Below are 22,993 nucleotides of genomic sequence, written 5' to 3' on the forward strand. Positions count from 1 at the left end.
TTGCAGATCCTGCGAGCGAGATCGGACCACGCTGAACTGCCACCCTCTCAATAGGCGCGCGCGAAGTCACCTTCCTGCTTGATATCAGTGAACACAGGAAAGCGCGCCTTCCACGGCGTGCCTTTGGCCGTGGTCAGTTCGCTGAGCCGTTCGAGCACGTTGAGGCCATCGTTGCGCAGGCTTGCCGACACCGCCGCGCGGTCCGGAAAATTCTTCAGGACGGCATCGAGCCAGATGGTGCGGCCGGCGAGGAAGCCGCCGGCGCCCGCAGCATAGGCGAAGTCGAGGACGCGCTCGAACTTTTCGGGCGCAGCGCCACCCGACAGCAGCACCCAGGGGATGTTGCGCTCGCGGCAGAGATCGCCAATCGAATCGAATTCCTTCTGCGCGGCTTTCGCTTGCGCACTGCCGTCGCGGGCCGGCAGGCTATTGGCCGCCAGCGGGCTCTCCAGCTTGAGGAGATCGACGCAGTATTCCGGCTTGGCAAACTCGCGGACGCTGTCGATGACGAGGCCCGGCAGCTTGCCCGGCGACTCCACGTAATCAGCGCTGTGATTGGCGCTGCCGAGGAACGGATAGACAAGCAGCTCGAGGACATAGGGAATGTCCTGGCGGGCGCAGTTCTCGCCGATCTCGCGGACAAACCGCTTCTGATGTTCGTTCACCGCGGCATCGGCATCCGGCCGGTACCAGGCCAGCACCTTGACGGCATCGCTCCCCATGGCACGGATTTTCTCCACGCTCCAGTTGGTGATTGCGCGTGACTTGCGACCGCCTGCGGTTTCTTCGACGCGATGCTCTTCCAGCGTCATGATCAGGCCGCAGCGCGGCGGCAGCAGATCGATCGCGGCAGGCACCGCGAAATTTGGGTCGAACAGCATCGAGCTGCAATGCGGCGCGAGGTTCTCGACCAGGAGACGCTTGGCCGCCGTCACGTCGGAATATTCGACCTGATCCCGCGCGATGCCTCTTGCTTTCGCGATAGCATCGAAAAGTGGCGGCCGCTGATCCAGCGCGACCATGCGAAAGTGGCCATCCGCGTCTGCGAGCCGTGCCAGGCCGCGGTTCTTTCCAATCGTTCTCATGGCTTCGTCCTCATGAATGCAAGACACTCGTTGATGGTGGGGATTCCGTTGCGGCCGCCGGCGTGGCGGCATTTCATCGCAGCTGTCGCTGCCGAAAACGCCATGGCGGCGCGCACATCGAGGCCGACGCCGATCGCAAGCGCATAGGCGCCGTGGAAGACGTCGCCCGCGCCGGTGGTGTCGACGACATCGACCGCAAACGCGGCCTGCTGGTGCAGTTGGCCATTCTCGTACCAGCTCACGCCCGCATCACCGCGCGTGACGGCGATGACACGGCAGCCGAAGCGCGCGAGCGAGGCAAGAGATTCATCTCTAGCCGAGCCGGCAAAGGATGTGAGCGCGGGTTCGGAGAAGATCGCGTGGTCGGTCAAGGGCAGCAGCCGCTCGAATACGTCGGCATCGGCCACGTCGCCGTCAAGCACCGCGGGAATGCCGCGCGCGCGGGCTTCACGGAACAACGTCGCGGCACCTTCGACCCAGCGCGGATCGGCCAGCACGGAGGATGCGCGGGCGACCGCTTCGAGCGGAAGCCAATCCGCAGCTTCCGGGAACAGGCCACGGAAGTTGACGATCTGCCGCTCACCCGAGCGATCGACGATGATTCCGGAGACGGAGGAGCGGCCATTGGGAAACAGCCGGAAATTATCGACATCGACGCCTTCGGCAACAAAGGCCGAGCGCATCTCCGCGCCCGCGGCATCATTGCCTGCCCGGCCCCAGAACGCGACGGAAGCGCCGAGCTTTGCCACCGCGACTGACGCATTGGCAGCCATGCCTCCGCCAAGCGCGCCGTAGCCGGCGGCCTTGATCTTCTCGCTTCCACCCACGAACAGACGATCGACGCGCCAGACCTGGTCAAGCGCGGACAATCCCAGGCAGACCACCTGCACAGGCCGGGCCCCGGACGCCACGTCCGCCAGCGCCGACATATCTCCGATGTTCGCCGACGCGCTCACCGTAAGACCTGCCCGTTGGTCGCATCGAACAAATGGGTCTTGCCCGCCTGCGGACGCAGGCCGAGACGATCGCCGACCTTTGGCCGCAGGGACGGATCGACCCGCGCGATCGACGACACGCCGGCGAGATCGAAATGGATCAGCGTATCCGAGCCGAGCGGCTCGACGAGCTTGACGTCGATGGCGATGCCGTCGGCGGCATCGGGAGCAATGGCAAAATGTTCAGGGCGAACACCGACGACAGCGCTGCCGGCCTGCCGCAGGCGGCCCGCGGTCTCACCATCCAACGGCAGCGTTGCTCCTCCTTGCGAAAGGATCGCACGCTCCTCGAGCCATTCTACGGCGAAGAAATTCATGGCGGGCGAGCCGATGAAGCCGGCCACGAACTGGTTGGCCGGCCGCTCGTAGACCGTCTCCGGCGTGTCATATTGCTGGATCGTGCCGCTCTGGAGCACGACGATCCGGTCCGCCATGGTCATGGCTTCGATCTGGTCATGGGTCACGAAGACCATGGTGGTCTTGAGCTCCTGCGACAGCGCCTTGATCTCCGCCCGCACCTGCCCGCGCAGTTTTGCGTCGAGATTGGACAGCGGTTCGTCGAACAGGAACGCCTTGGGATTGCGCACGATCGCGCGGCCCATGGCGACCCGCTGGCGCTGACCACCGGAGAGCTCTTTCGGCTTGCGGTCGAGATAGGGCTCGATGTGCAAAAGCGCGGCGGCGCGCTTCACCCGCGCATCGATCTCCGCCTTCGGCGTCCCCCGCAACTCCAGCGCAAACGACATATTGTCGTAGACGCGCATGTGCGGATAGAGCGCGTAGTCCTGGAACACCATCGCAATGTCGCGCCGCGCGGCCTGGACGCCGTTGACGCGCTTGTCGCCGATATAAAGGTCTCCCGATGAAATCGGCTCGAGGCCCGCAATGATGCGCAGCAGGGTCGACTTGCCGCAGCCGGACGGGCCGACGAACACTACGAATTCGTGGTCAGCGATCTCCAGATTGAGATCGGGGATCACGGTGAAATTGCCGTAGCGCTTGACGAGGTTACGGATCGATATCGAGGCCATGATCGTTTAATCCAGCGCCAGAACTGGCTTGATCAACTCGCCCTTGGCGAACCGCGCGAAATTCTCGGGCAGAGCCGACAGGCCGAACTCGCCATCGACGAGCACGCGGTACTCGTCCTTGTACTTGCGCAGCAACTCGACATTCGGCTCGAAGTCCGAGACCGGGAAATAGAAGGTCCGGATCATGTAAAAATCCTTGCGGCGGAACACCTTGCCTTCCTCGATAGTCCAGGGCGCGGCGTTCTCGCCGACCAACACCAGCGCGCCCCGCGGCAGCACGAGTTCGATCCCGAGGTTGCGCGCGGCATGCGCGCCGGAGCATTCCATGATGAGGGCAAAGCGTTTTGACGCATCGCCCTCCGGATGCGCCTTCGCACCGAACGATTGCGCGATCTTCAGGCGCGCCGCGTTCGGATCGGCGACGTGGATGTCGTCGTAGCCGAGCGCACGGAGCGCCAGTACGACGCCGAGACCGACAGGCCCTGCTCCCATCACGAGAACCGGCCCCGCCTCGCCCGGCGGCACCACGCGGCTGACAAAGCGCACGGCGTGGCCGGACGTGCCGATGGTGTCGAGCAGGAGCGGCGCGAGGCTGTCCTCGATATCGTCGGGCACCGGAAGCAGGCAATTTTCCGGCACCGGCACATATTCGGCATAGCCGCCGGGCCTGTTCCAACCGATCAGGCTGGAGACTTCGAGGCACATCTGGGTATCGCCGCGCTTGCAGGCGGCACAGTGATCGCAATGCAAGGGAATATAGACGGCGCAACGGCGGCCATGCAGGCGGTGACCGGGCTGCTCGACGACGCCGAAAATCTCGTGGCCAGCGGTGAACTCGGCGCCCTTGTGCCAGAGCTTGAAGTCCGAACCACACAGCGCGGTGCGCGAGACACGCACGAGGAGCTCGCCTGCCCCGACGTCAGGCATCGCCACACGCTCGATGGTGATGCGGTCGTGGCCATGAAAGACCGCCGCCTGCATGATCGAATTCGGTCGTGGTGATAAATTCATCAGATACCTAGCCTTTCACCGCACCGAGCGTCAGCCCGGACACCAGCCAGCGCTGAACCAGGGCGGCCAGCACCAGCGGCGGCAATGCGATCAACGTCGCCGCGGCCATGAGGGCGCCCCATTGCGTCGAGCCTTCGCCGATGAAGTTGAAGGCCGCCGCGATCAGCGTCTTGGTGTCGCCATTCGAGAGCACCAGCGCAAACAGGAAGTAGTTCCACGAGAATACGAAGGCGAGGATCGCGGCGACGGCGACGCCGGATGCCACCAGCGGCAGCGCGATACGCCAAAGGATGCGCGTAACGCGGCATCCGTCGACCTGCGCCGCCTCGAAGATGCTGCGCGGGATACCATCGAACGACGGCAGCAGTACCCAGATCACGATCGGCAGCGTGATGACGGCGTGGCTGAGGATCAGCGCCGTGTACGATCCGATCATGCCGACCTGCCTGAACATGACGTACCACGGCAGCAGGAACAGCGTGCCGGGCGCCATGCGCGCCGCGAGCGTCAGGATCGCCGGCCACGTAATCCGCGTCCAGGACACGGCGAAAGCGGCGGGAATTCCGAACAGCAGCCCGAGCGCAGTCGAGCCGACGGTGACGATGAGGCTGTTGAGGGCATAGCTCAGGAACGGCGTGGTCTTCGTCAGCTCGACATAGTTATCCAGCGTCGGCGTAAAGACCAGCGTCGGCGGATAGGCCGTCACCTCGAACGATGGCTTGAACGAGGACAGCACCATCCAGACCGTGGGCGCCATGATGATGATTCCGGCCAGCACGAGCTGCACCAGATTGAGCCGCCGGATCCAGCGATCGGTGTTGACTGCGTCCGTCATGGTGTCACCATGCCACGGCGCCGCGAAGGCGGTTGAAGGCGAGCACGGCGCCGAACACGATCGCTGTCAGCGTCAGCATCAGCGCGCTGGCATAGCCGATGTTGAAGAATTCGAAGCCGACCCGGAAGCCATAGATGTTGAGCGTGTTCGAGGCGTTGCCCGGGCCGCCCTGGGTGGTGATGTAGATGATGTCGAAGAAGCGCAGGAGATCGACGCTGCGCAGGATCGCCGCGGTGACGATCGTCGGCAGCAGCAGCGGCAGCGTGATGCGCGGGAACGTCTTGAATGGAGTTGCGCCGTCGATTTGCGCGGCTTCGTAGACGCTCGGTGGCAGGGATTGCAGGCCACCCAGCACGATCAAAGCGACATAAGGAGTCCACTGCCAGCTGTCGATCAGTGCGATGGTCGGAATGACCAGTGACGGCGATGCCAGCCAGTCGGACGGCGGCAGGCCTAACGACTGGAGGATATAGTTGGCCGCACCCAGCGAAGGATCGAGGATCACCAGCCACATCATGCCGGCCACCACCGGCGGCATCATGAACGGCGAGATGAATAGCGAGCGCACGATTCCGGGCAGGCGCTTGGCGTGGAACAGCACCAGCGCGAGCCAGACCCCGAAGACGAGTTGGAGCACCAGCGACAGCACGAACAGCGCAATGGTGATCCACAGCCCGTGCCAGAATTCGTAGTCGGAGATCAGCTTGGAGTAATTGGCGAGGCCGGCAAAGGATTGCTTGCCGGTCGAGGAGAAAGTCTGGAAGCCGAGCCAGATCGTATAGACGACCGGAAACGCGATCATCGCGACCGTGAAGATCACGGCCGGCGCCGAGAGGGCCGACATTTCCAGTCTTTGCCGGTCCCGCGTTATTGTCGCAGCCGCATCAGACATGCGTCCGTGTCCTTGATCGGTTGAGATGCCGGCCGGCACGAAGCCGTCCGGCATCGGGCGTTTATTTCTGTGCGATCAGCGCGTCGAGCGCCTTGTCGGCGTCAGCACAAGCCTGGTCGATCGGCTTCTGCTTCAGGATCAGATCCTGCACGGCCTGGCCGATGAACTCGCGCGACTCGGGGTTGGCGACGATGGGATAGCCGACCTCGGAGGAGCCCTTGGTGGCGAGCACGTCGAGCGCGGCCTGCCATTCCTTGCGCACCGGTTCTTCGTCGATCCACTTGCGATATTCAGGATCCTTGGCGACGGACGGGCGCGGCGGAGCGATGCCCTGGAGCGCCATCTTCTTCTGCACCTCGGGGCTGGTCGCCCATTGCACGAAATACCAGGCTGCGTCCGGCTGCCTGCTGTGCGAGGACACTGCCATGCCCCAGCCGATCGTGGTTGGCACCTGCCCGGCCTCGCCCGCCGGGAACGGCAAGAGCCCCGTATCCTTGAGGCGCGCGCCGCCTTCCATCACCGTGCGCAACTCATTCGACGATTCAAACGCCATCGCAGCGCGGCCGCTGCGGTAGAGCGCGGAAATCTGCTGGAAGCTGTAGTTGACGACGCCGGGCGGTCCAAAGTCACGCAGCAACCGGCTATAGGTGTCGAGTGCCTCCTTGCCCTTGGCCGAGCAGAGGTTCGACTTGCCGGCGGCGATGTAGCTGCCGCCGACATTGTGCAGCACATTGCTGAAGGTGTAAGCGATCGCAGGCTTGAGGCCGCGCGAGACGAACGGCGTGACCGCGCTGTCGCAGGTCTTGATCTTCTCGGCCGCGGCCTCGACGTCCTTGATGGTTTTCGGCGCCTCGATGCCGCATTTCTTGAAGATGTCGGTGCGGTAATAGAAGATCGGACCTTCGATGTTCATGGGCATGCTGGTCAGCTTGCCGCCGAATGTCGCAGCCTTCAGGAGGGCCTGGCTCAGCCCGGCCGGGTCGTATTCCCTGGCGACATCGTTCTTGGCCATCGCGGTGAGATCCCCGTACCAACCGGCGGCGGCGAACTGTTCGCCTTCACGCGAGGGCAGCGTCATGAACACGTCGACCTCGTCGCTGTTCGCATTCATGACCGTGACCAGACGCTGGCGCATCTGCTGTTCCTGATAGCCGTCGACCTTTAGCGTCATGCCGGTCAGCTTTTCGAAATCGGCCTTGTAGGTCAGCAGCGCCTGCGAGACCGGATTGTTGTTGGCGAGAAAGGTGACCGTCTTGCCCTTGAATTTCATCCAGTCGAAATCGGCCGCGCGCGCCTGCGCACTGGCGGCAGCAATAGCGAGAACCGGCAACGCGACGTGCGTCACGAGCATCCTGGCCTTCATCGAACTCTCCTCCCGGTTGGCCCGCCTTAAACTGGCGGACCTTTTTGAACGCGATCTGTTTGAACATTGGCTGAAAACGGTTACATCCTAAGCATCACATCAGCCCTGTCAAGCGATGGACAAACCGCACAATCTAAGGCAGATTTACAATATTGCCGCTACCCAACGGCCGCCTGATGTCAATGTAACGTTACATTTATGAGACTGACGAACGCCAAATCTATGAAGCAGGGCATCCGCGCCGTTGCGGCCCGCGCCGGCGTCTCGACCGCGTCGGTCTCGCGCGTTCTCAACAATCCCGACGCGGTAAGTCCCTCTTTACGCGCGCGCATCACGCAGGCCATCGAGGCACTCGGCTACATCCCGCATGCGCCGGCGCGCATCCTGTCGTCGCGGCGCTCGCGCACGCTGGGCGCGATCGTGCCGACGATCGACAATACGATGTTCGCGCGCGGTATCGCTTCGCTTCAGCAGTATCTCTCCTCGGTTGGATACATGTTGTTTCTCACCACCAGCGGCTATGATCTCGATGTCGAATTACAGCAGGCGCGCAACCTGATCAGCCGCGGTGTCGATGGCCTCGTGCTTCGCGGCGACTGCCATCATGACGGGTTGCGCAAGCTGCTCGCGGACAATGCAGTGCCCTTCATCAATGTCGGCATCTATCAGCCGGACCGGCCCTACCCCTGTGTCGGAACCGACAACGAAGCTGCCGCGCACCGCGCAGCCACGCATGTCATCGAACTCGGCCATCGCCGCATCGGAATCGTCTCGGCCCTCCAGCGCAACAACGACCGCGCCAGCGCCCGCGTCGCCGGCTTTCACCGCGCGCTCACGGAAAACGGCCTCGAACGCCCCCCGCAATGGCACGTCGAGGTGCCCTATACGCTGGACGACGCGCGCGAGGCGGCGCGCTATCTCCTCAATCTGAGTGATCGTCCAACGGCCGTGGTGTGCGGCAACGACGTTATCGCCTACGGCGTCCTGCTCGAGGCTGAACGCAGCGGTTTTTCGGTGCCGCGAGATCTATCAGTCGTCGGCTTCGACGACCTCGACTGGAGCCGCCATTTGCGACCTAGCTTGACCACGATCCATGTTCCGACCGGAGAAACCTGGCAGCGCGCAGGAGAATATCTGGTGCGCAGCCTCGCTGGCGAGCAAACCATCATGCATCGAGAGATCGATTTTTCGCTGGTAGTCCGCGAATCGACAGCTTCGCCTCCCAAATCCTGAAGTGAGATCCTTGCGATGAGCTCAATCTTTTCTCTTGCCCCCGGCTTTCATGCCGTGGTGATCGGCGGGGCCGGCGACATCGGCGCCGCAATCAGCAACCAGTTTCGCGACCTCGGCGCAACCGTGACTGCAACAGGTGCCAACGAGACCGATCTTGCGCGCACCCTGCTGAAATCGCGTACCGGGCTCACGCTCGCATCGCTCGACGTCACGAACGACGACGCTGTCACCTCTTTCTCCCGACAGCACGAGCGCGTCGACGCGCTGATCAACTGCGCCGGAATTCTCGCGCGCGACAAGGAATTCGAAATCGAGACCTTCATGAAGGTGCTCGACGTCAATCTCACCGGCACGTTCCGAACCTGCATGGCGTTCCGTCCGCTGCTCGCCGAGAGAGGAGGGTCGATCGTCAACATCGCCTCGATGAATGCCACGCTGGCGCTGCCGCGGATTCCCGCCTACTGCGCCAGCAAAGGCGGCGTCGTGATGCTGACCAAGGCGCTCGCCTTGAAATGGGCCGAGGAAGGTATCCGCGTCAATGCCGTGGCGCCCGGCTATATCGAAACGGCGATCAACGCGGCCGGCCGCACCGATCTCGCACATTATCAGCGCATCGCCGACCGCACCGCGTTCAAGCGCTGGGGGCAACCGGAAGACATTGCAGGCGCCGTTGCCTTCCTCTGCATGCCGGCCTCGCAGTACGCGACCGGAACAGTTGTCGCCGTAGACGGCGGTTTCTTGGCGGGATGATTGACCCGACGCTCCCGGCCACAAGGGCTTCGCATTAGCCAGAACTGACGCGTCCGAGCCTGCAACAAGCACGCTGCTCGTTCATCTCTTTGCCGAAGACATGCGCGAGAGTGCACCGCAGAACGATTTGCGCCGCAACATTCAAAATGAGACTGGCCGTTAAGCCGCGCACGGCTCCGACACGTGCGCTGCATCCGAGTTCGGTTAGCTTCCATTTCAAGAACCGCCAGCCTCGCCAAAACGCCGCACCTCGCGGCGGACGCGCGAGGGTGCGGTAAAAAATTGCGACAAGAACGCCCAGGGAGGGGAGCAATGTTGAGAAGCAGTCTAGGACTGATCGCGTTGAGCAGCCTGTTACTTTCGGGCACCGCCTTCGCACAGGAGAAGATCAAGGTCGGCGTCACCGCGACGCTCGAAGGCACCTACACCGTGCTCGGCGAGGACGGTATCCGCGGCTTCCAGACGGCCCTCAACGTGCTCGGCAAGAAGGTCGGCGACAAGGAACTCGAATTTGTCATCGCCTCGACCGACGCGACGCCCGACTCCGCGGTCCGCGCCGTACGAAAACTGATCGAGCAGGACAAGGTGCAGATTCTGCTGTCGCCGCTGTCCGGAGACGAAGGCATCGCGGTCAAGAATTTTGCAAAGACCCATCCCGAGCTGACCTTCATCAACGCCGCCTCCGGCGCCCAGGAAACGACCTATGTCGATCCGGCTCCAAATTTCTTCCGCTACAACATGGACGGCGCGCAATGGCAGGTCGGCCTCGGAAAATACGCCTTTGAGGAAAAGAAGTATCGCAAGATCGCCACCGTCGGCGAAGACTACTCCTTCATCTACACCCAGGTGTTCGGCCTCGTGCTCGAGTTCTGCGGTGCCGGCGGACAGGTCACCAACCGGCAATGGGTGCCGCTTGGCACCAAGGACTTTGCCTCGGTCATCGCCGCGCTGCCCGACGACGTCGATGCAATCTATCTCGGCCTCGGCGGCGCCGACGCCGTCAACTTCCTCAATCAGTACCAACAGGCCGGCGGCAAGGCGCATCTGATGGGCGGCTCGATCATGATCGACCAGACCATCCTGTCGTCCAAGGGCAACGCCAAGAACGCGCTGGTCGGCACGCTGGCCGCGAGCGGCCAGGCCGACACCTGGGAAAACCCCGGTTGGCAGAAGTTCGTGAAGGACTATCAGGACGCCTTCCCGCCCAACAAGCGCTTCCCGAGCCCATCGCTGCTCGCCACCAACTATTACGGCTCGACCATGGCGCTGATCCTGGCGCTGCGTCAGGTCAACGGCGATCTCTCCAACAACCAGGCCAAGTACAAGGAAGCACTCGCCAAGATCGAGCTCGATGCCCCCAACGGCAAGATCAAGCTGGACTCCAACCGCCAGGCGATCGGCACCAACTTCGTCACCGAGGTCGTCGACGACGGCAAGGGAGCGCTGTTTTCAAAGGTCGTGAAGGTGATTCCGAACGTCAACCAGACGCTCGGCTATGATCCCGCGGTGTTCGCCAAGATCGGTTTGCCAAGCCGTACAGTGCCGGAATGTAAGAAATACTGACGTAGTCTCGTTCGCGAGCGATGACTAACCGGGGAGAGATTCGCAAGGCGCGGACATCGTGCGCCCTTGCATTCTCGCCCCGGTTGTTGAACGCTACCAAAAAACGACAAGAGCTTTTGGGAGGGAAGGCATGAGCCGGGCGCTCGCCGTCTTCCACGGCCGCTTTGGCCGGGCGACGGTCTATCAGTTGAACCGCCCTTTCAACATCCACGCACATCGCGAAGGTCACTTGATCTTCCATGTCGGGGGACGTCCCGCTTGCATTGATGTCAGCGATGGACACTACGAGCTCACCGAAGGTTCCGTCGTCGCGGTCAATCCATGGGAGCCGCATAATTTTCTGCCGTCCGATCTCGAAGGCGGCGCCGTTTTCTTCGTTCTCTATGTCAATGCGGAGTGGTTCGCGCCAGATGCGCCCGGCGCCGACCGCCTGCGCTTCGGCCGTACCCAGTTCACGCGGTCGGTTGCGCTGGACAAGCAGATCAGGCACGCAGCCGCCCTCGTGTGCGGCGCACCCTCGCTCAACAGCCTCGATGGCGAGCTGAGAGGTCTGATCGATATCTGTTACGACGAAAGCTGGCAGCAGGCCGCGACCGCGCGTGATCCGCGCGCAAATGGCTCCGTCACAGATTTTCGCGTGCGCAAGTGCATCAAGATGATGTCGGAAAGTCCCGGCGCCGAGATCGAGCTCGACACTATCGCGCGCGAATCCGGCCTGTCGCGGCCGCATTTCTATCGGCTATTCCGCACCCAGACCGGCGTCACGCCACACCTCTATCTCAACACGCTGATGATGGAGCAGGCGCTGGAGGCGCTGGTGGCGAGCGAAGCGCCGATCGCCGATATCGGCTTCGACCTCGGCTTCTCATCGCAGAGCGGATTCACCCGCTTCTTCGCCGCCAATGTCGGCATGGCGCCGACCGATTATCGCCGCGCGGCCAAGGTTTTGCGCACCTGACGGCACGCGAAAAGATACTCACGATCAAGTGCCTCCCTTATGGCCGCATTAGGATGCGCCAAACGCGGTCCCGAAAAGAGGATCGCACTCGATAGGGAGCGCACGTTCATGGCAGGGCTTGCGGCCGGCAACGGTCTGCGTGCCCCTTCGCCCCGCTTGCGGGGTGAGAGTTGGGGTGACGTGAAGACGGAGCGGCGATCATGACCCGCTTTGTCGAACGCCATCCCGCCTGGGCACTGATTGTCATCATCGCGATCGCGGTGGCGCTTTGGCTGATTTTCGCGGTGTGGCCGCAGGGCCTTGAAGAAGCGATCGGCCGCAAGCGCGTCTTCCTCAACGCCGTCTTCAACGGCATCACGCTCGGCGGGCTCTACTTCCTCGTCGCCAGCGGTTTTACGCTGATTTTCGGCCTGATGCGCAACGTCAACCTCGCGCATGGCTCGCTCTATTTGTTCGGCGGCTATGTCGGCTACGCCATCAGCGCTTCGACCGGCTCATGGATCCTCAGCTTCATCGTCGCCTTCATCCTGACGGCACTGGTCGGCGTCCTGCTTCAGGTGCTCGTCTTCCGCCGCATGGAGGGCCAGGACCTGCGCCAGACCATGGTGACGATCGGCCTTTCGATCGTGTTCGCCGATTTGATGCTGTGGGCCTGCGGCGGCGATTTCTATCAGATTCAGACCCCGAACTGGCTGATCGGACCTGTGGAGCTGCCGCTGGTCACCGCGATCAAATCATCAGGCGAGCCGGTCTATCTGCGCTATCCCTTGGTCCGACTCGTGATCTTCGCCGCCTCCGTCGTGATCGGCGTGGCGATGTGGCTGGCGCTCAACCGCACGCGCATCGGCATGATCATCCGCGCCGGCGTTGACGATCGCGACATCCTGGCTGCGACCGGAGTGCGGATCCAGCTCGTCTTCGTGGTGGTGTTTGCGCTCGGCGCCGGGCTCGCCGGCATCGCCGGCGTCGTCGGCGGGACTTTCCAGTCGCTCTCTCCCGGCGAGGATATCCGCTTCCTGCTCGCCTCCCTCGTTGTCGTGATCGTCGGGGGCATGGGCTCGATCCCGGGAGCCGCGCTGGGCGCGCTCATCATCGGCCTCGCCGAGCAGCTCGGCTCGGTCTACATCCCGACCTACGCTATCGTCGTGACCTTCCTGATCATGGTGCTGGTGCTGGCAATTCGGCCGCAGGGCCTGTTGGCGAGGCGCTGACATGTCCCTCGCTCACGACGCCCACGTCACGGTTCGTCCCACGGCTGCGGTTCAGGGCTCCAAATTGCGCGGATGGCCGGAGATCGACAATCCAGCGGCCTGGACCGTCGCGGCCATTCTCCTGATCATGCCGCTGATCGCCAACGGCTTCTTCCTGATCGAGATCTTCGCCACCGCGCTGATTCTCGGAATCATGGCGCTGAGTCTGATGTTTCTTGCCGGCTATGGCGGCATGGTCAGCCTGATGCAGCTCACCATCGCGGGTTTCTCCGCCTATATGGTCGCGGTGTTCGGCGTCAGCGGCAACGCCAATATCAGCCTGGGCTGGCCGTGGTGGCTCGCGGTTCCGATGGCACTCGCGCTGGCGACCATGTTCGGCACGCTTGGCGGCGCGCTGGCCGTGCGCACTGAAGGTATCTACACCATCATGATCACGCTCGCGATCGGCGCGGCGTTCTATTATTTCACCAACCAGAACTGGGCGATCTTCAACGGGCATACCGGCATCAACACCGTTGCCACGCCGCATTTCTGGGGCGTCAACTGGCGCGCCGACATTCCCTACTACTATATCGTCCTCGCGGTTGCCGCACTCTGCTACTTCGCCGTCGACTACATCTCTCGCGCCCCGTTCGGCCTGGCGCTGCAAGGTGTGCGCGACAATCCCCGCCGCATGGCGGCACTCGGCTTCCACGTCAATGCGCACCGCGTCGCGGCTTACGCCTTCGCGTCCTTTGTCGCGGCGCTGGCCGGGGTGCTCCAAGTCTGGAACTACGGACAGATCTCGCCGGGATCCGTGAGCGTTGCAGCCTGCATCGATATCCTCATCATCGCAGTGGTCGGCGGCATCACGCGGCCCATCGGTCCCTTTATCGGTGCGCTGATCTTCGTGCTGCTGCGCACCTTCGCCCTCGACTTCCTGGTCAAGCTGGGGCTCGACGGCAACCGCTTCCGGCTCCTGATCGGCCTTGGCTTCCTCGCCATCGTGTTCTGGTCCTCGGACGGCGTCATCGGGCTCTGGCAGAGCTGGCGGCAGCGCCAACGTTCCGGCGCGGTCAGTTCAAGCGGCCGACGTGGCCGAGTATCTGGCCGAGGATCTGGCCAAGGATCCAGCCATGGATAGCGTCGCGCAACGCCTCTCTGCCGTCGGTGCCGGCGCAGCGCTGGAGCTTCGCGGCGTGACGCGCATGTTCGGCGCGCTCGCGGCGCTCACCGACGTCACCATTACCGTCCGCCCCGGCGAACGGCGCGCCGTGCTCGGCTCCAATGGCGCCGGCAAGACCACGCTGTTCAACTGCATCACCGGCGACTTCCCGCCTTCTTCCGGCACCATCCGCTTCTTCGGCGAGGACGTCACGCAGTTCCCGCCCTATGAGCGAATCCGCCGCGGCCTGCGCCGGACTTACCAGATCTCCGCGCTGTTCCCCGGCCTCACCGTCCAGGACAATGTCTATCTCGCTTGCCGCGGCGTCTCACGGGGGCGTTTCTCGTTTCTCCGCCCCGGCCAGAACGACGCGCTGATGCACGCGGCCGAAAATCTCGTGCAGGCCGTCCATCTCATGGGCGTGAAGGATCAGCACGTTGCCGAGCTCGCACATGGCCAGCAGCGCCAGCTCGAGATCGCACTGGCGCTTGCCGGCGCGCCTCGCTTCGTCCTGTTCGATGAACCGGCCGCAGGACTGTCGCCGACCGAGCGTGCCGAGCTGATCGAGATATTGACCTCGCTGCCGGCGCATATCGGCTACATCATCATCGAGCACGACATGGACGTGGCCCTGCGCGTCGTCGAGAGCGTCACGATGATGCACAACGGGCGCATCTTCAAGGAAGGCCGTCCGCAGGAGATCGAGTCCGATCCCGAGGTGCAGGAGCTTTACCTCGGAGGCGGCCATGAGTGAGGCCCGCCGATCCGCAGCCGCGCTCGAAGTCCGCGGCCTGGACGTCTACTACGGCCATTCGCATGCGCTGCAGGGCGTGGACCTGACGCTCGAGGCCGGCGTGTTCTCGGTCGTCGGCCGCAACGGCATGGGCAAGACCACTCTGTGCAAGGCCATCATGGGGCTGGCGCCGGTCAGCGGCGGCTCGATCCGCGTCCGCGGCGATGACATTACCCGGCGGCCGCCCGCCCACATAGCCCGACTCGGCGTCGGCTACGTCCCGCAAGGACGGCGGCTGTGGCGTTCGCTCAGCGTCGACGAGCATCTGCAGCTTGCTGCAGGCTTGCGCCGCGGCGCCTGGACGGTCGAGCGCATCTACGAGACATTTCCGCGATTGGCCGAGCGCAAGAGTCACGGCGGCGGCCAGCTCTCCGGCGGCGAGCAACAGATGCTCGCGATCTCGCGCGCATTGCTCACCAACCCGCGGCTCCTGATCATGGACGAGCCCACCGAGGGGCTTGCGCCTGTTATCGTCGCCCAGGTCGAGGAGATGCTGCTACAGCTTGGCGAGGACGGCGACATGTCCGTCCTCGTGATCGAGCAGAATATTGGCGTGGCGACCGCCGTGTCGCGCAACGTCGCCATCATGGTCAACGGTCGCGTCAACCGCATCATCGATTCGGCGCGGCTGGCCGCCGACCGCGAACTGCAGCAGCGCCTGCTCGGCGTCGGATTGCACGCCGAGCTCGAGCTCGACCTCGACTTGCCCGCGGGTACGGAGGCGAAGCCTGCCCCGCGGCAAGCGCGCCCAGGCGGCGCGATCCGCATCTACATGTCGAACCCGACGCCGCCGACGCGCTGGTCGCAGCCGGTGCCGATCGCTCGCATCGAGGCCGCCGCCCGTACGTTCTCGGCACAGGCGATGCGTCTCGACGAGACGGCACGGCGCAGGCGCGAACCGGTCGCGGCGCAAACGCAGGGCCACCCGGTCGTGCTCGTCGTCGGTACGCTCGACACCAAGGGCACGGAGCTCCGCTTCATCCGCGACATCATCACCGGAGCCGGTCTGCGCACGCGATTGGTCGATGTCTCCACCAGCGGCAGGCACGCGGCCAGCGACGTCTCCGCTCAGGAGATCGCCTTGAACCACGGTCGGGGCGGATCGGCGGTGTTCGGACCCGACCGCGGCGCCGCCGTCACCGCGATGGCCGAGGCGTTCGCCAGCTGGCTGCGGCGCCAGAGCAATGTTGCCGGCGTGATTTCGGCGGGCGGCTCGGGCGCGGCCTCACTGGTCGCACCGGGTATGCGGACCCTTCCTGTCGGGGTGCCGAAGCTGATCATCTCGTCCGTCGCCTCCGGCGACGTCGGGCCCTATGTCGGCGCCGCGGACATCACCATGATGCATTCGGTCGCCGACGTGCAGGGCCTCAACTCGATTTCACGCGCCGTGCTCGCCAATGGCGCCAACGCGCTGGCCGGCATGGTCAAGGCGCGCCTCGAACAGCATGCACGCAAGGATCGCGGCGACAGCGGATTGCCGTCGGTCGGCATCACCATGTTCGGTGTCACGACGCCGGCGGTACAGAAGATCGCGGCCGGCCTCGGCGGGGATTTCGAGTGCATCGTCTTCCACGCCACCGGCGTTGGCGGCCGCTCAATGGAGAAGCTCGTCGATTCCGGACAGCTCGCGGGCGTCATCGACCTCACGACCACGGAGGTCGGCGATCTCCTGATGGGCGGCGTGTTCCCGGCAACCGACGACCGCTTTGGCGCCATCATCCGCAGCCGGGTGCCTTTCATCGGCTCGGTTGGCGCACTGGACATGGTGAATTTCGGTGCCCCCGAGACCATCCCGGAGCGCTACCGCGGCAGGAAATTCCACGTCCACAACCCGCAGGTCACCCTGATGCGGACCACGGCGGAGGAGAACGAGCGCATGGGGCAATGGGTCGCCGATCGGCTCAACCGGATGGACGGCCCGGTGCGCTTCTTCCTGCCCGAGGGCGGCGTCTCCGCGCTCGACGCGAGAGGACAGCCATTCTGGGATCCGGACGCCGATGCGGCGCTGTTCCGCGCGCTGGAGCGGAACGTGCGGCAGACCGCCAACCGTCAGCTCATCCGCGTCTCCAAAAACATCAACGATCCCGAGTTCGCCTCCACCATTGTCGGCGCGTTCCGAACATTGTTCGGCCGCACCGGGGCGCGCCGGAGACTAGCGAGGTGACCGATGGCCCGGTTTGAACGCGCAGCACTGTTGAAACGATTCCGCGACATGGCCAGGCGCGGCGAGCCCATCGTCGGCGGCGGCGCAGGCACCGGCCTGTCGGCCAAATGCGAGGAGGCCGGCGGTGTCGACCTCATCGTCATCTACAATTCCGGTCGCTACCGCATGGCCGGCCGCGGCTCGCTCGCGGGATTGATGGCTTACGGCGACGCCAACGCAATCGTGCTGGAAATGGCCGGCGAAGTGCTGCCCGTCGTAACCAGGACGCCAGTGCTCGCAGGCGTCAACGGAACCGATCCGTTCCGCGACATGGATCTTTTCCTGGATCAGTTGAAGGCGCTCGGCTTCGCTGGCGTGCAGAACTTTCCGACCGTCGGCCTTATCGACGGGGTGTTCCGCGCCAACCTCGAAGAGACCGGCATGTCCTATGCGCTGGAGATCGACATGATCGCAAAGGCGCGCGAGAAGGACCTGCTGACGACGCCCTACGTCTTCAGCGAGAAGGAAGCCGCGGCGATGGCTATCGCAGGCGCGGATATCATCGTCTGTCATCTAGGCCTGACGACCGGGGGCACCATCGGCGCGCAGACCGCGCTCAAGCTGAAGGATTGCCCAGCGCACATCGACACCTGGGCCTCCGCCGCGCTCAGCGTCAATCCAGACATTCTGGTGCTCGCTCATGGCGGACCGATTGCCGATCCGGACGATGCCGATTTCATCATGAGGAACACGCGCCACTGCCACGGCTTCTATGGCGCCTCCTCGATGGAGCGGCTGCCGGTCGAGCGGGCGCTGACGGATCAGGTGCGCAAATTCAAGGCGATCGGCGCGCGATAACGCCGGAAGGACGAGGGAGAGAAACATGTCAGGGACTTTAGTCGGTGAATTGATCCTCTGGCTGATCGTCGCCGTCGTGGTGATCGTGGTCGGCGTTTATATCGTGAACTGGCTCTATCACCGCTCATCCAAGGAGACCTCATTCGTCCGGACCGGCCTGCTCGGTGAGCGCGTCGTGATCAACGGCGGCGCGTTCGTGCTGCCTTTCATTCACGACTACACGCCGGTCAACATGAACGTGCAGCCGATGGGCATCGTGCGCTCCCGGCAGGACGCCGTGATCACCCGTGACCGCATGCGCGTCGACATCGAGGCCGATTTCTATGTCCGCGTCCAGGCGACCCGCGAAGCCGTGTCCATCGCGGCCGCCACGCTCGGCCGCCGCACCATGGAGCCCGAACAGCTCCACGCCCTCCTTGCCGGAAAATTCATCTCAGCTATTCGTTCCGTTGCCTCGGAGATGACCCTCGAGCAGATGCACGAGCAGCGCGGTGAGTACGTCGCCCGCCTCAAGGCGAACGCGGCAGAGGCCCTCGCCCAGAACGGACTCGAGCTGGAATCGGTCGCGATCACCGATCTCGACCAGACCGATCTCGAATTCTTCAACCCCTCGAACCGCTTCGACGCCGAAGGTCTGACACGCCTGATGGAGGACATCGAGGCGAAGCGCAAGCTGCGCAACGACATCGAGCAGGATTCGATGATCAAGATCCGCTCCCGAAATTTGGAGGCAGAGCGGCAGGCTCTTGAGATCGAGCGCGAAAGCGAAACGGCGCGCCTCGAGCAGGAGCGCGACATCGAGATGCGCCGCGCCCTGCAACGCACCGAGGTCGCGCGTGAGCGGGCCCTGCGCGAGACCGAAGCCGAGCAGGCGCAGATTTCCGCCCGCGAGACTATCGAGAAGGCGCGCATCGCCAACGACCAGGCGATCGCCGAAGCCCGCATCGCCTCGGAGCGTGAGACCCGTCAGCGGGAGATCGAGCGCACCCGCACCATCGAGGAGAAGGAGCTGCTCGCACGGGAGGAGATCGAGAAGACCCGGATCGCCAACCAGCGCTCGATCGATACCAGCCGCATCACCTCCGAGCGCGAGGTGCGCCAGCGCGAAATCGAGCGGATGCGGACCATCGAGGAAGCCGAGATAGCCGCCCGCGAGGCGATCGAGAAAGCGCGTATCCAGCAGGACCGCGTGGTGACCGACGCCCGCATCGCCAACGAAGAGGAGACCCGGCGCCGCGAGATCGAGCGGACCCGCGCCGTGGACGAAGCCGAGATCGCGGCCCGCGAGGCGACCGAAAAGGCCCGCATCGCCCAGACCATGATCGTCAATGTCGAGCGTATCGCATCTGATGAGCGCACCCGCGCGTTGGAGATCCAGCAGGTGCGTATCATCCAGGAAGCCGAGATTGAGGCGCAGCGCGCCGTCGAGAGCGCGCGCATCACCCGTGAGCACAGGCTCGCCGCCGAGCGCATCGCCGCCGAGCAGAATACCCGTCAGTTGGAGATCGAACGCAACCAGACGCTGGAAGTCGCAGGGGTCGCAGCGCGCGAAGCGACGGAAGCCGCCCGCATCACCCAGGAAGAACGTGTTCGTTCCCTGGAAATCGCCCGCAACCGCGTCGTCGAGGAAGCCGACATTGCCTCCCGCGAAGCCATCGAGGCCGCCCGGATTGCGCAGGAGAAGTCCGTTGCAGCCGAGCGTATTCAGGCCGAGCGTGACACGCGCACGCTCGAGATCGAGCGCACCGCCGTGCTCGAGGCCGCCGAGTTGAAGCGTCGCGACGCCATCGAGCGACAGCGCATCGGCGTCGATCTCGCGCTCGAAGCCGAGCGGATCACTTCCTCCAGGAAACGCGAGGTGCTCAATATCGAGCATAAGAAGGCGATCGAGATCGCGGATGAGGACCGCGTCATTGCGCTCTCGACCAAGAAGTCCGAGCGCATCGACGCCGACCGCCAAGTTAAGCAGGCCGAGATCGTCGCACGCAAGGAGCTCGAGACCACGGACGTCTCGCGCGAGCAAGCGCTGGAGGCGGCGCGGATCGAACGCCGCCGTTCGATCGAACAACTCGAGGTCGCCCGCGTCCAGTCGCTCCAGGAGTCCGAGATTGCCGCGCGCGAAGAGGTCGAGCGCGCCCGCATCGCATCCGATCGCGGGCTGGACGAGGCCCGCATCGGCCGCGAGCGCGAGCTGCGCAAACTCGAAATCAATCGCGAGAAGGAGGTCGAGACCGTTTTGATGGAGAAGGCGATTGCGATCCACCTGAAGTCGTTGGAGGAATCCGCGGCCAAAACCTCGGCCGAGGAGGCGCGTGTGCATGCGACCGAAGCCACCGAGCGCGTCATCACCGCGCGCGAGAGCGAGATCGCGAAGCGCCGGAAGACCGTGGAGATCCTGATCGCCGAGAAGCAGGCTGAGGAAACGCGAATTGCCGCGGAAGCCGAGCGCGTCCGCGCCGCGGTCGAGGCCGAGGCGCAGCGCATGCTCAATGAGGCCGAAAATGTACTGACCGACCAGGCACGCTACTCGCTGTTCCGCAGAAAGCTGCTCGACCGCATCGAGGGCATCGTCCGCGAGAGTGTCAAGCCGATGGAGAAGATCGAGGGCATCCGCATCCTTCAGGTCGATGGCCTCAACGGCAATGGCCATGGCGGCAATGGCGGCCGCAGCGCCACCGACGAGGTGATCGACTCGGCGCTGCGTTATCGCGTCCAGGCGCCGCTGATCGACTCGCTTCTGGCGGACATCGGCGTCGAAGGCGGCAGCCTCGCCAAGATGCCGGGCCTGATCCGGGAGGCCCGCGACATGCAGGGCATCAAGGAGTCCGCGCGCAAAGGCGGCGGCGAGAAGCCGGCTGCTGCGCCCTCGCCTTCCGACGGCGAGCCGCCCGCGGAGCGTAGCCCCCGGAAGAAGGGCTGAGGTCGCACCATGGCCCGCGTCTACATCTCAACCGTCGTCAACGCGCGCAACGACCGCGTCTGGGCGCGGGTGCGCGACTTCAACGGTCTGCCGAACTGGCATCCCGCGATTGCGGAAAGCCGCATCGAGGGCGGCGAGCCCTCCGACAAGATCGGCTGCGTCAGGGATTTTCGCCTGCGCAACGGCGATCGTATCCGGGAAAAGCTGCTCGGCCTGTCCGATTACGACATGTTCTGCACCTACTCGATCCTCGAATCCCCGATGGGGGTCGAGAACTACGTCGCGACGCTACGGCTGACGCCGGTCACGGATGGCGACCAGACCTTCATGGAATGGACCGCAGAGTTCGACTGCGCACCCGAACGGGAGGCGGAACTGGTCGGAAATATCGGCGGCGGCGTGTTCCAGGGCGGCTTCGACGCCCTCAAGCGCCAGTTCGGAGGGTGAGCGCCGTGCCGCATGTCGTCAAGAGCACGATCCTGGATGCGCCGACCGGTTCCGTGTGGGCCGTGCTGCGCGATTTCAACGGGCACGATCGCTGGCATCCGGCGGTCGCAGCCTCCACGATCGAGCGTGCGCAGGCCTCGGACAAGATCGGCTGTGTCAGGCGCTTCAAGCTGCAGGACGGCTCGGAGCTGCGCGAGCAGTTGCTGACGCTGTCGGATCTGGAGCAGACCTTCAGCTATTGCCTGCTCGATACGCCGATCCCGATGTTCAACTACGTGGCCCATGTCCGCCTGCTGCCCGTGACGGACGGCGACCGCACCTTCTGGCACTGGGAATCCCGCTTCTCGACGCGGCCGGAAGACAAGGACCGCATCACCCACATGGTCGCGGAAGACATCTACCAGGCGGGATTCGAAGCGATCCGCCGACACCTCAAGGAGGCTGTGTCAACATGACTGTGACGGTGAAGACCTTCACGAGTTCAAGCGAGGCCGCCGCCGCGCTGTCGTCCGATCGCAACGCGCGCTATCTCGGCGGCGGCACGCTCGTGATGCGCGCACTGAACGAAGGCGACATCTCGCTCTCGACCGTCGTGCGCGCCAATGACCAAGCCTTGACGCGCATCGACCCATCCGGCCCGCGGATCACCCTGGGTGCTGGCGTAACTTTCGCCCGGATTCTGGGCGAGCGCGACCTCGCTTTCCTACACGCCCCTGCCCGCTCGATTGGTGGCCCGGCGGTCCGCAACATGGGTACGGTGGGTGGCAATCTGTTCGCGCCCAATCCCTATGGTGATTTCACCGTCGCCCTGCTTGCACTCGATGCCACGGTGGCCCTGCAAGGCGGCTTTGGGTCGCGCGACATTCCGATTGAGGAGTTTTTGCAATCGCGCGAGAGGCAGGCGGGCACGCTCGTCTTGTCGGTATCCTGCACGCGGCCGACAAGCGCAGAAGCTTTTCACTACCGCAAGATCGCACGGATCAAGCCCAAAGGCGGCTCGGTCATCACGCTCGCCGCACATCTGCCGATCAGTGGCGGACGGATCGCCGGGGCGCGCATTGCATTGGGATCGATGGCGCCGACGCAAATACGTGCGCGGGCGGCCGAACGCGCGCTGGAAGGCCGCTCGCTCGACGCTGCGACCGTCGAGGCCGCAGCCGCGGCAGCCGCGGAAGGAACATCGCCGTCTGACAACGCGCTCAGTAGCGCCTGGTACCGCCGCGAGATCGTCGGCGTGCATCTGCGCCGTCTTCTCTTGGGTCAGGAATAGATCGTATGGCCAAGACTGCCCTGCAATTTCGTCACAACAGCAGCGATGTCGCCATTTTCGTTGATGGCGGAACCAACCTGCTCGTGGCGCTTCGCGAATTGATCGGCGACATGACGCCGAAGTTCGGCTGCGGACAAGGGGGCTGCGGCACGTGCAGTGTCCTGATCGACGGCGAACTCCATCTCTCCTGTCTGACGCTGGCCGAGACCGTCGCCGGCCGCTCCGTCGAGACGCTGGATAGCCTGAAGCAGGGACCCAACCTCCATCCGCTGCAACGCGCCTTCGCCGAGAATTTTGCCGCCCAGTGCGGCTATTGCACGCCGGGCATGCTGATGGCGGCCAAGGCGTTGCTCGACCGCAATCCCTCTCCGAGTCGCGCCGAAGTCGTCGAGGCGATCTCCGGCAACATCTGCCGCTGCACCGGCTACGAGCCGATCATCAACGCCATCCTCGCCGCCTCCGGCGACCGGGCAAGCGCCTAAGGGACCAAA

21 protein-coding genes are annotated in these 22,993 nt (G+C 64.2%); 14 read left to right on the forward strand and 7 right to left on the reverse strand.

Features of this window, described 5'->3' with window-relative positions:
- Positions 1-47: 47 nt before the first annotated feature.
- From IVA74_RS06725 to IVA74_RS06755, 7 genes are all read right to left on the reverse strand, one after another.
- Complete coding sequence (locus tag IVA74_RS06725) at positions 48-1,085, reverse strand: tagatose 1,6-diphosphate aldolase (protein ID WP_247340930.1); 1,038 nt, start codon at positions 1,083-1,085, stop codon at positions 48-50.
- Entirely contained in the window at positions 1,082-2,041 is a 960-nt protein-coding gene (locus IVA74_RS06730) for a sugar kinase (protein WP_247340931.1), read from the reverse strand. Before IVA74_RS06730 ends, IVA74_RS06725 begins: the two co-directional genes overlap by 4 nt.
- Positions 2,038-3,111, reverse strand: coding sequence for a sn-glycerol-3-phosphate ABC transporter ATP-binding protein UgpC (ugpC, locus tag IVA74_RS06735; RefSeq protein ID WP_247340932.1), 1,074 nt, complete (start codon positions 3,109-3,111; stop codon positions 2,038-2,040). Before ugpC ends, IVA74_RS06730 begins: the two co-directional genes overlap by 4 nt.
- 6 nt (positions 3,112-3,117) lie before the next feature.
- Positions 3,118-4,122: a zinc-binding dehydrogenase gene (locus IVA74_RS06740; RefSeq protein WP_247340933.1), complete on the reverse strand. Its 1,005-nt coding sequence runs from the start codon at positions 4,120-4,122 to the stop codon at positions 3,118-3,120.
- A 7-nt stretch (positions 4,123-4,129) separates the two neighbouring features.
- The gene (locus IVA74_RS06745) at positions 4,130-4,957 is read right to left on the reverse strand and encodes a carbohydrate ABC transporter permease (RefSeq protein ID WP_247340934.1); all 828 of its coding nucleotides are present in this window, start codon (positions 4,955-4,957) and stop codon (positions 4,130-4,132) included.
- A gap of 4 nt (positions 4,958-4,961) precedes the next feature.
- Positions 4,962-5,801, reverse strand: coding sequence for a sugar ABC transporter permease (locus IVA74_RS06750; RefSeq protein ID WP_247340935.1), 840 nt, complete (start codon positions 5,799-5,801; stop codon positions 4,962-4,964).
- Between the two features lie 109 nt (positions 5,802-5,910).
- Complete coding sequence (locus IVA74_RS06755; protein WP_247340936.1) at positions 5,911-7,212, reverse strand: sugar ABC transporter substrate-binding protein; 1,302 nt, start codon at positions 7,210-7,212, stop codon at positions 5,911-5,913.
- A 198-nt stretch (positions 7,213-7,410) separates the two neighbouring features.
- Here IVA74_RS06755 and IVA74_RS06760 point away from each other — a divergent pair, with 198 nt between their 5' ends.
- From IVA74_RS06760 to IVA74_RS06825, 14 genes are all read left to right on the forward strand, one after another.
- Positions 7,411-8,445 carry a LacI family DNA-binding transcriptional regulator gene (locus IVA74_RS06760; RefSeq protein ID WP_247340937.1) on the forward strand — a complete coding sequence of 345 codons (1,035 nt, stop codon included), beginning with the start codon at positions 7,411-7,413 and terminating at the stop codon, positions 8,443-8,445.
- 15 nt (positions 8,446-8,460) lie between these two features.
- Positions 8,461-9,195: an SDR family oxidoreductase gene (locus tag IVA74_RS06765; RefSeq protein WP_247340938.1), complete on the forward strand. Its 735-nt coding sequence runs from the start codon at positions 8,461-8,463 to the stop codon at positions 9,193-9,195.
- A gap of 312 nt (positions 9,196-9,507) precedes the next feature.
- A complete protein-coding gene (locus tag IVA74_RS06770; protein WP_247340939.1) occupies positions 9,508-10,758 on the forward strand; it encodes an ABC transporter substrate-binding protein in 1,251 nt (416 codons plus the stop codon).
- Positions 10,759-10,888: 130 nt separating this feature from the next.
- The gene (locus IVA74_RS06775) at positions 10,889-11,716 is read left to right on the forward strand and encodes an AraC family transcriptional regulator (protein ID WP_247340940.1); all 828 of its coding nucleotides are present in this window, start codon (positions 10,889-10,891) and stop codon (positions 11,714-11,716) included.
- A 200-nt stretch (positions 11,717-11,916) separates the two neighbouring features.
- On the forward strand, positions 11,917-12,927 hold the full coding sequence (locus IVA74_RS06780) for a branched-chain amino acid ABC transporter permease (RefSeq protein ID WP_247340941.1): 1,011 nt from the start codon (positions 11,917-11,919) through the stop codon (positions 12,925-12,927).
- A 1-nt stretch (position 12,928) separates the two neighbouring features.
- Positions 12,929-14,050: a branched-chain amino acid ABC transporter permease gene (locus tag IVA74_RS06785; RefSeq protein WP_247340942.1), complete on the forward strand. Its 1,122-nt coding sequence runs from the start codon at positions 12,929-12,931 to the stop codon at positions 14,048-14,050.
- Complete coding sequence (locus IVA74_RS06790) at positions 14,043-14,825, forward strand: ABC transporter ATP-binding protein (protein ID WP_247340943.1); 783 nt, start codon at positions 14,043-14,045, stop codon at positions 14,823-14,825. The genes IVA74_RS06785 and IVA74_RS06790 overlap by 8 nt, the downstream gene beginning before the upstream one ends.
- Complete coding sequence (locus IVA74_RS06795) at positions 14,818-17,028, forward strand: ABC transporter permease (RefSeq protein WP_247340945.1); 2,211 nt, start codon at positions 14,818-14,820, stop codon at positions 17,026-17,028. Before IVA74_RS06790 ends, IVA74_RS06795 begins: the two co-directional genes overlap by 8 nt.
- 3 nt (positions 17,029-17,031) lie before the next feature.
- Positions 17,032-17,865: a phosphoenolpyruvate hydrolase family protein gene (locus tag IVA74_RS06800; protein WP_247340947.1), complete on the forward strand. Its 834-nt coding sequence runs from the start codon at positions 17,032-17,034 to the stop codon at positions 17,863-17,865.
- 25 nt (positions 17,866-17,890) lie between these two features.
- The gene (locus IVA74_RS06805; RefSeq protein ID WP_247340949.1) at positions 17,891-20,785 is read left to right on the forward strand and encodes a flotillin family protein; all 2,895 of its coding nucleotides are present in this window, start codon (positions 17,891-17,893) and stop codon (positions 20,783-20,785) included.
- 9 nt (positions 20,786-20,794) lie between these two features.
- On the forward strand, positions 20,795-21,232 hold the full coding sequence (locus tag IVA74_RS06810; RefSeq protein WP_247340951.1) for an SRPBCC family protein: 438 nt from the start codon (positions 20,795-20,797) through the stop codon (positions 21,230-21,232).
- Between the two features lie 5 nt (positions 21,233-21,237).
- On the forward strand, positions 21,238-21,687 hold the full coding sequence (locus IVA74_RS06815) for an SRPBCC family protein (RefSeq protein WP_247340954.1): 450 nt from the start codon (positions 21,238-21,240) through the stop codon (positions 21,685-21,687).
- Positions 21,684-22,502: an FAD binding domain-containing protein gene (locus tag IVA74_RS06820; protein ID WP_247340956.1), complete on the forward strand. Its 819-nt coding sequence runs from the start codon at positions 21,684-21,686 to the stop codon at positions 22,500-22,502. The genes IVA74_RS06815 and IVA74_RS06820 overlap by 4 nt, the downstream gene beginning before the upstream one ends.
- Positions 22,503-22,507: 5 nt before the next feature.
- Positions 22,508-22,984, forward strand: a complete 477-nt coding sequence (locus tag IVA74_RS06825) for a (2Fe-2S)-binding protein (protein ID WP_247340958.1) — start codon at positions 22,508-22,510, stop codon at positions 22,982-22,984.
- The last annotated feature ends 9 nt before the right edge of the window (positions 22,985-22,993 follow it).

Origin of the sequence: Bradyrhizobium sp. 132 (genome assembly GCF_023074185.1) — a bacterium.
In the GTDB taxonomy this organism is placed as follows: domain Bacteria; phylum Pseudomonadota; class Alphaproteobacteria; order Rhizobiales; family Xanthobacteraceae; genus Bradyrhizobium.

Coding starts and splice junctions, on each gene's coding strand:
- IVA74_RS06725 (WP_247340930.1), bottom strand. CDS start 1,085: ATGAGAACGATTGGAAAGAACCGCGGCCTGGCACGGCTCGCAGACGCG.
- ugpC (WP_247340932.1), bottom strand. CDS start 3,111: ATGGCCTCGATATCGATCCGTAACCTCGTCAAGCGCTACGGCAATTTC.
- IVA74_RS06740 (WP_247340933.1), bottom strand. CDS start 4,122: ATGAATTTATCACCACGACCGAATTCGATCATGCAGGCGGCGGTCTTT.
- IVA74_RS06745 (WP_247340934.1), bottom strand. CDS start 4,957: ATGACGGACGCAGTCAACACCGATCGCTGGATCCGGCGGCTCAATCTG.
- IVA74_RS06750 (WP_247340935.1), bottom strand. CDS start 5,801: ATGTCGGCCCTCTCGGCGCCGGCCGTGATCTTCACGGTCGCGATGATC.
- IVA74_RS06755 (WP_247340936.1), bottom strand. CDS start 7,212: ATGAAGGCCAGGATGCTCGTGACGCACGTCGCGTTGCCGGTTCTCGCT.
- IVA74_RS06760 (WP_247340937.1), top strand. CDS start 7,411: ATGAGACTGACGAACGCCAAATCTATGAAGCAGGGCATCCGCGCCGTT.
- IVA74_RS06765 (WP_247340938.1), top strand. CDS start 8,461: ATGAGCTCAATCTTTTCTCTTGCCCCCGGCTTTCATGCCGTGGTGATC.
- IVA74_RS06770 (WP_247340939.1), top strand. CDS start 9,508: ATGTTGAGAAGCAGTCTAGGACTGATCGCGTTGAGCAGCCTGTTACTT.
- IVA74_RS06775 (WP_247340940.1), top strand. CDS start 10,889: ATGAGCCGGGCGCTCGCCGTCTTCCACGGCCGCTTTGGCCGGGCGACG.
- IVA74_RS06780 (WP_247340941.1), top strand. CDS start 11,917: ATGACCCGCTTTGTCGAACGCCATCCCGCCTGGGCACTGATTGTCATC.
- IVA74_RS06785 (WP_247340942.1), top strand. CDS start 12,929: ATGTCCCTCGCTCACGACGCCCACGTCACGGTTCGTCCCACGGCTGCG.
- IVA74_RS06790 (WP_247340943.1), top strand. CDS start 14,043: ATGGATAGCGTCGCGCAACGCCTCTCTGCCGTCGGTGCCGGCGCAGCG.
- IVA74_RS06795 (WP_247340945.1), top strand. CDS start 14,818: ATGAGTGAGGCCCGCCGATCCGCAGCCGCGCTCGAAGTCCGCGGCCTG.
- IVA74_RS06800 (WP_247340947.1), top strand. CDS start 17,032: ATGGCCCGGTTTGAACGCGCAGCACTGTTGAAACGATTCCGCGACATG.
- IVA74_RS06805 (WP_247340949.1), top strand. CDS start 17,891: ATGTCAGGGACTTTAGTCGGTGAATTGATCCTCTGGCTGATCGTCGCC.
- IVA74_RS06810 (WP_247340951.1), top strand. CDS start 20,795: ATGGCCCGCGTCTACATCTCAACCGTCGTCAACGCGCGCAACGACCGC.
- IVA74_RS06820 (WP_247340956.1), top strand. CDS start 21,684: ATGACTGTGACGGTGAAGACCTTCACGAGTTCAAGCGAGGCCGCCGCC.
- IVA74_RS06825 (WP_247340958.1), top strand. CDS start 22,508: ATGGCCAAGACTGCCCTGCAATTTCGTCACAACAGCAGCGATGTCGCC.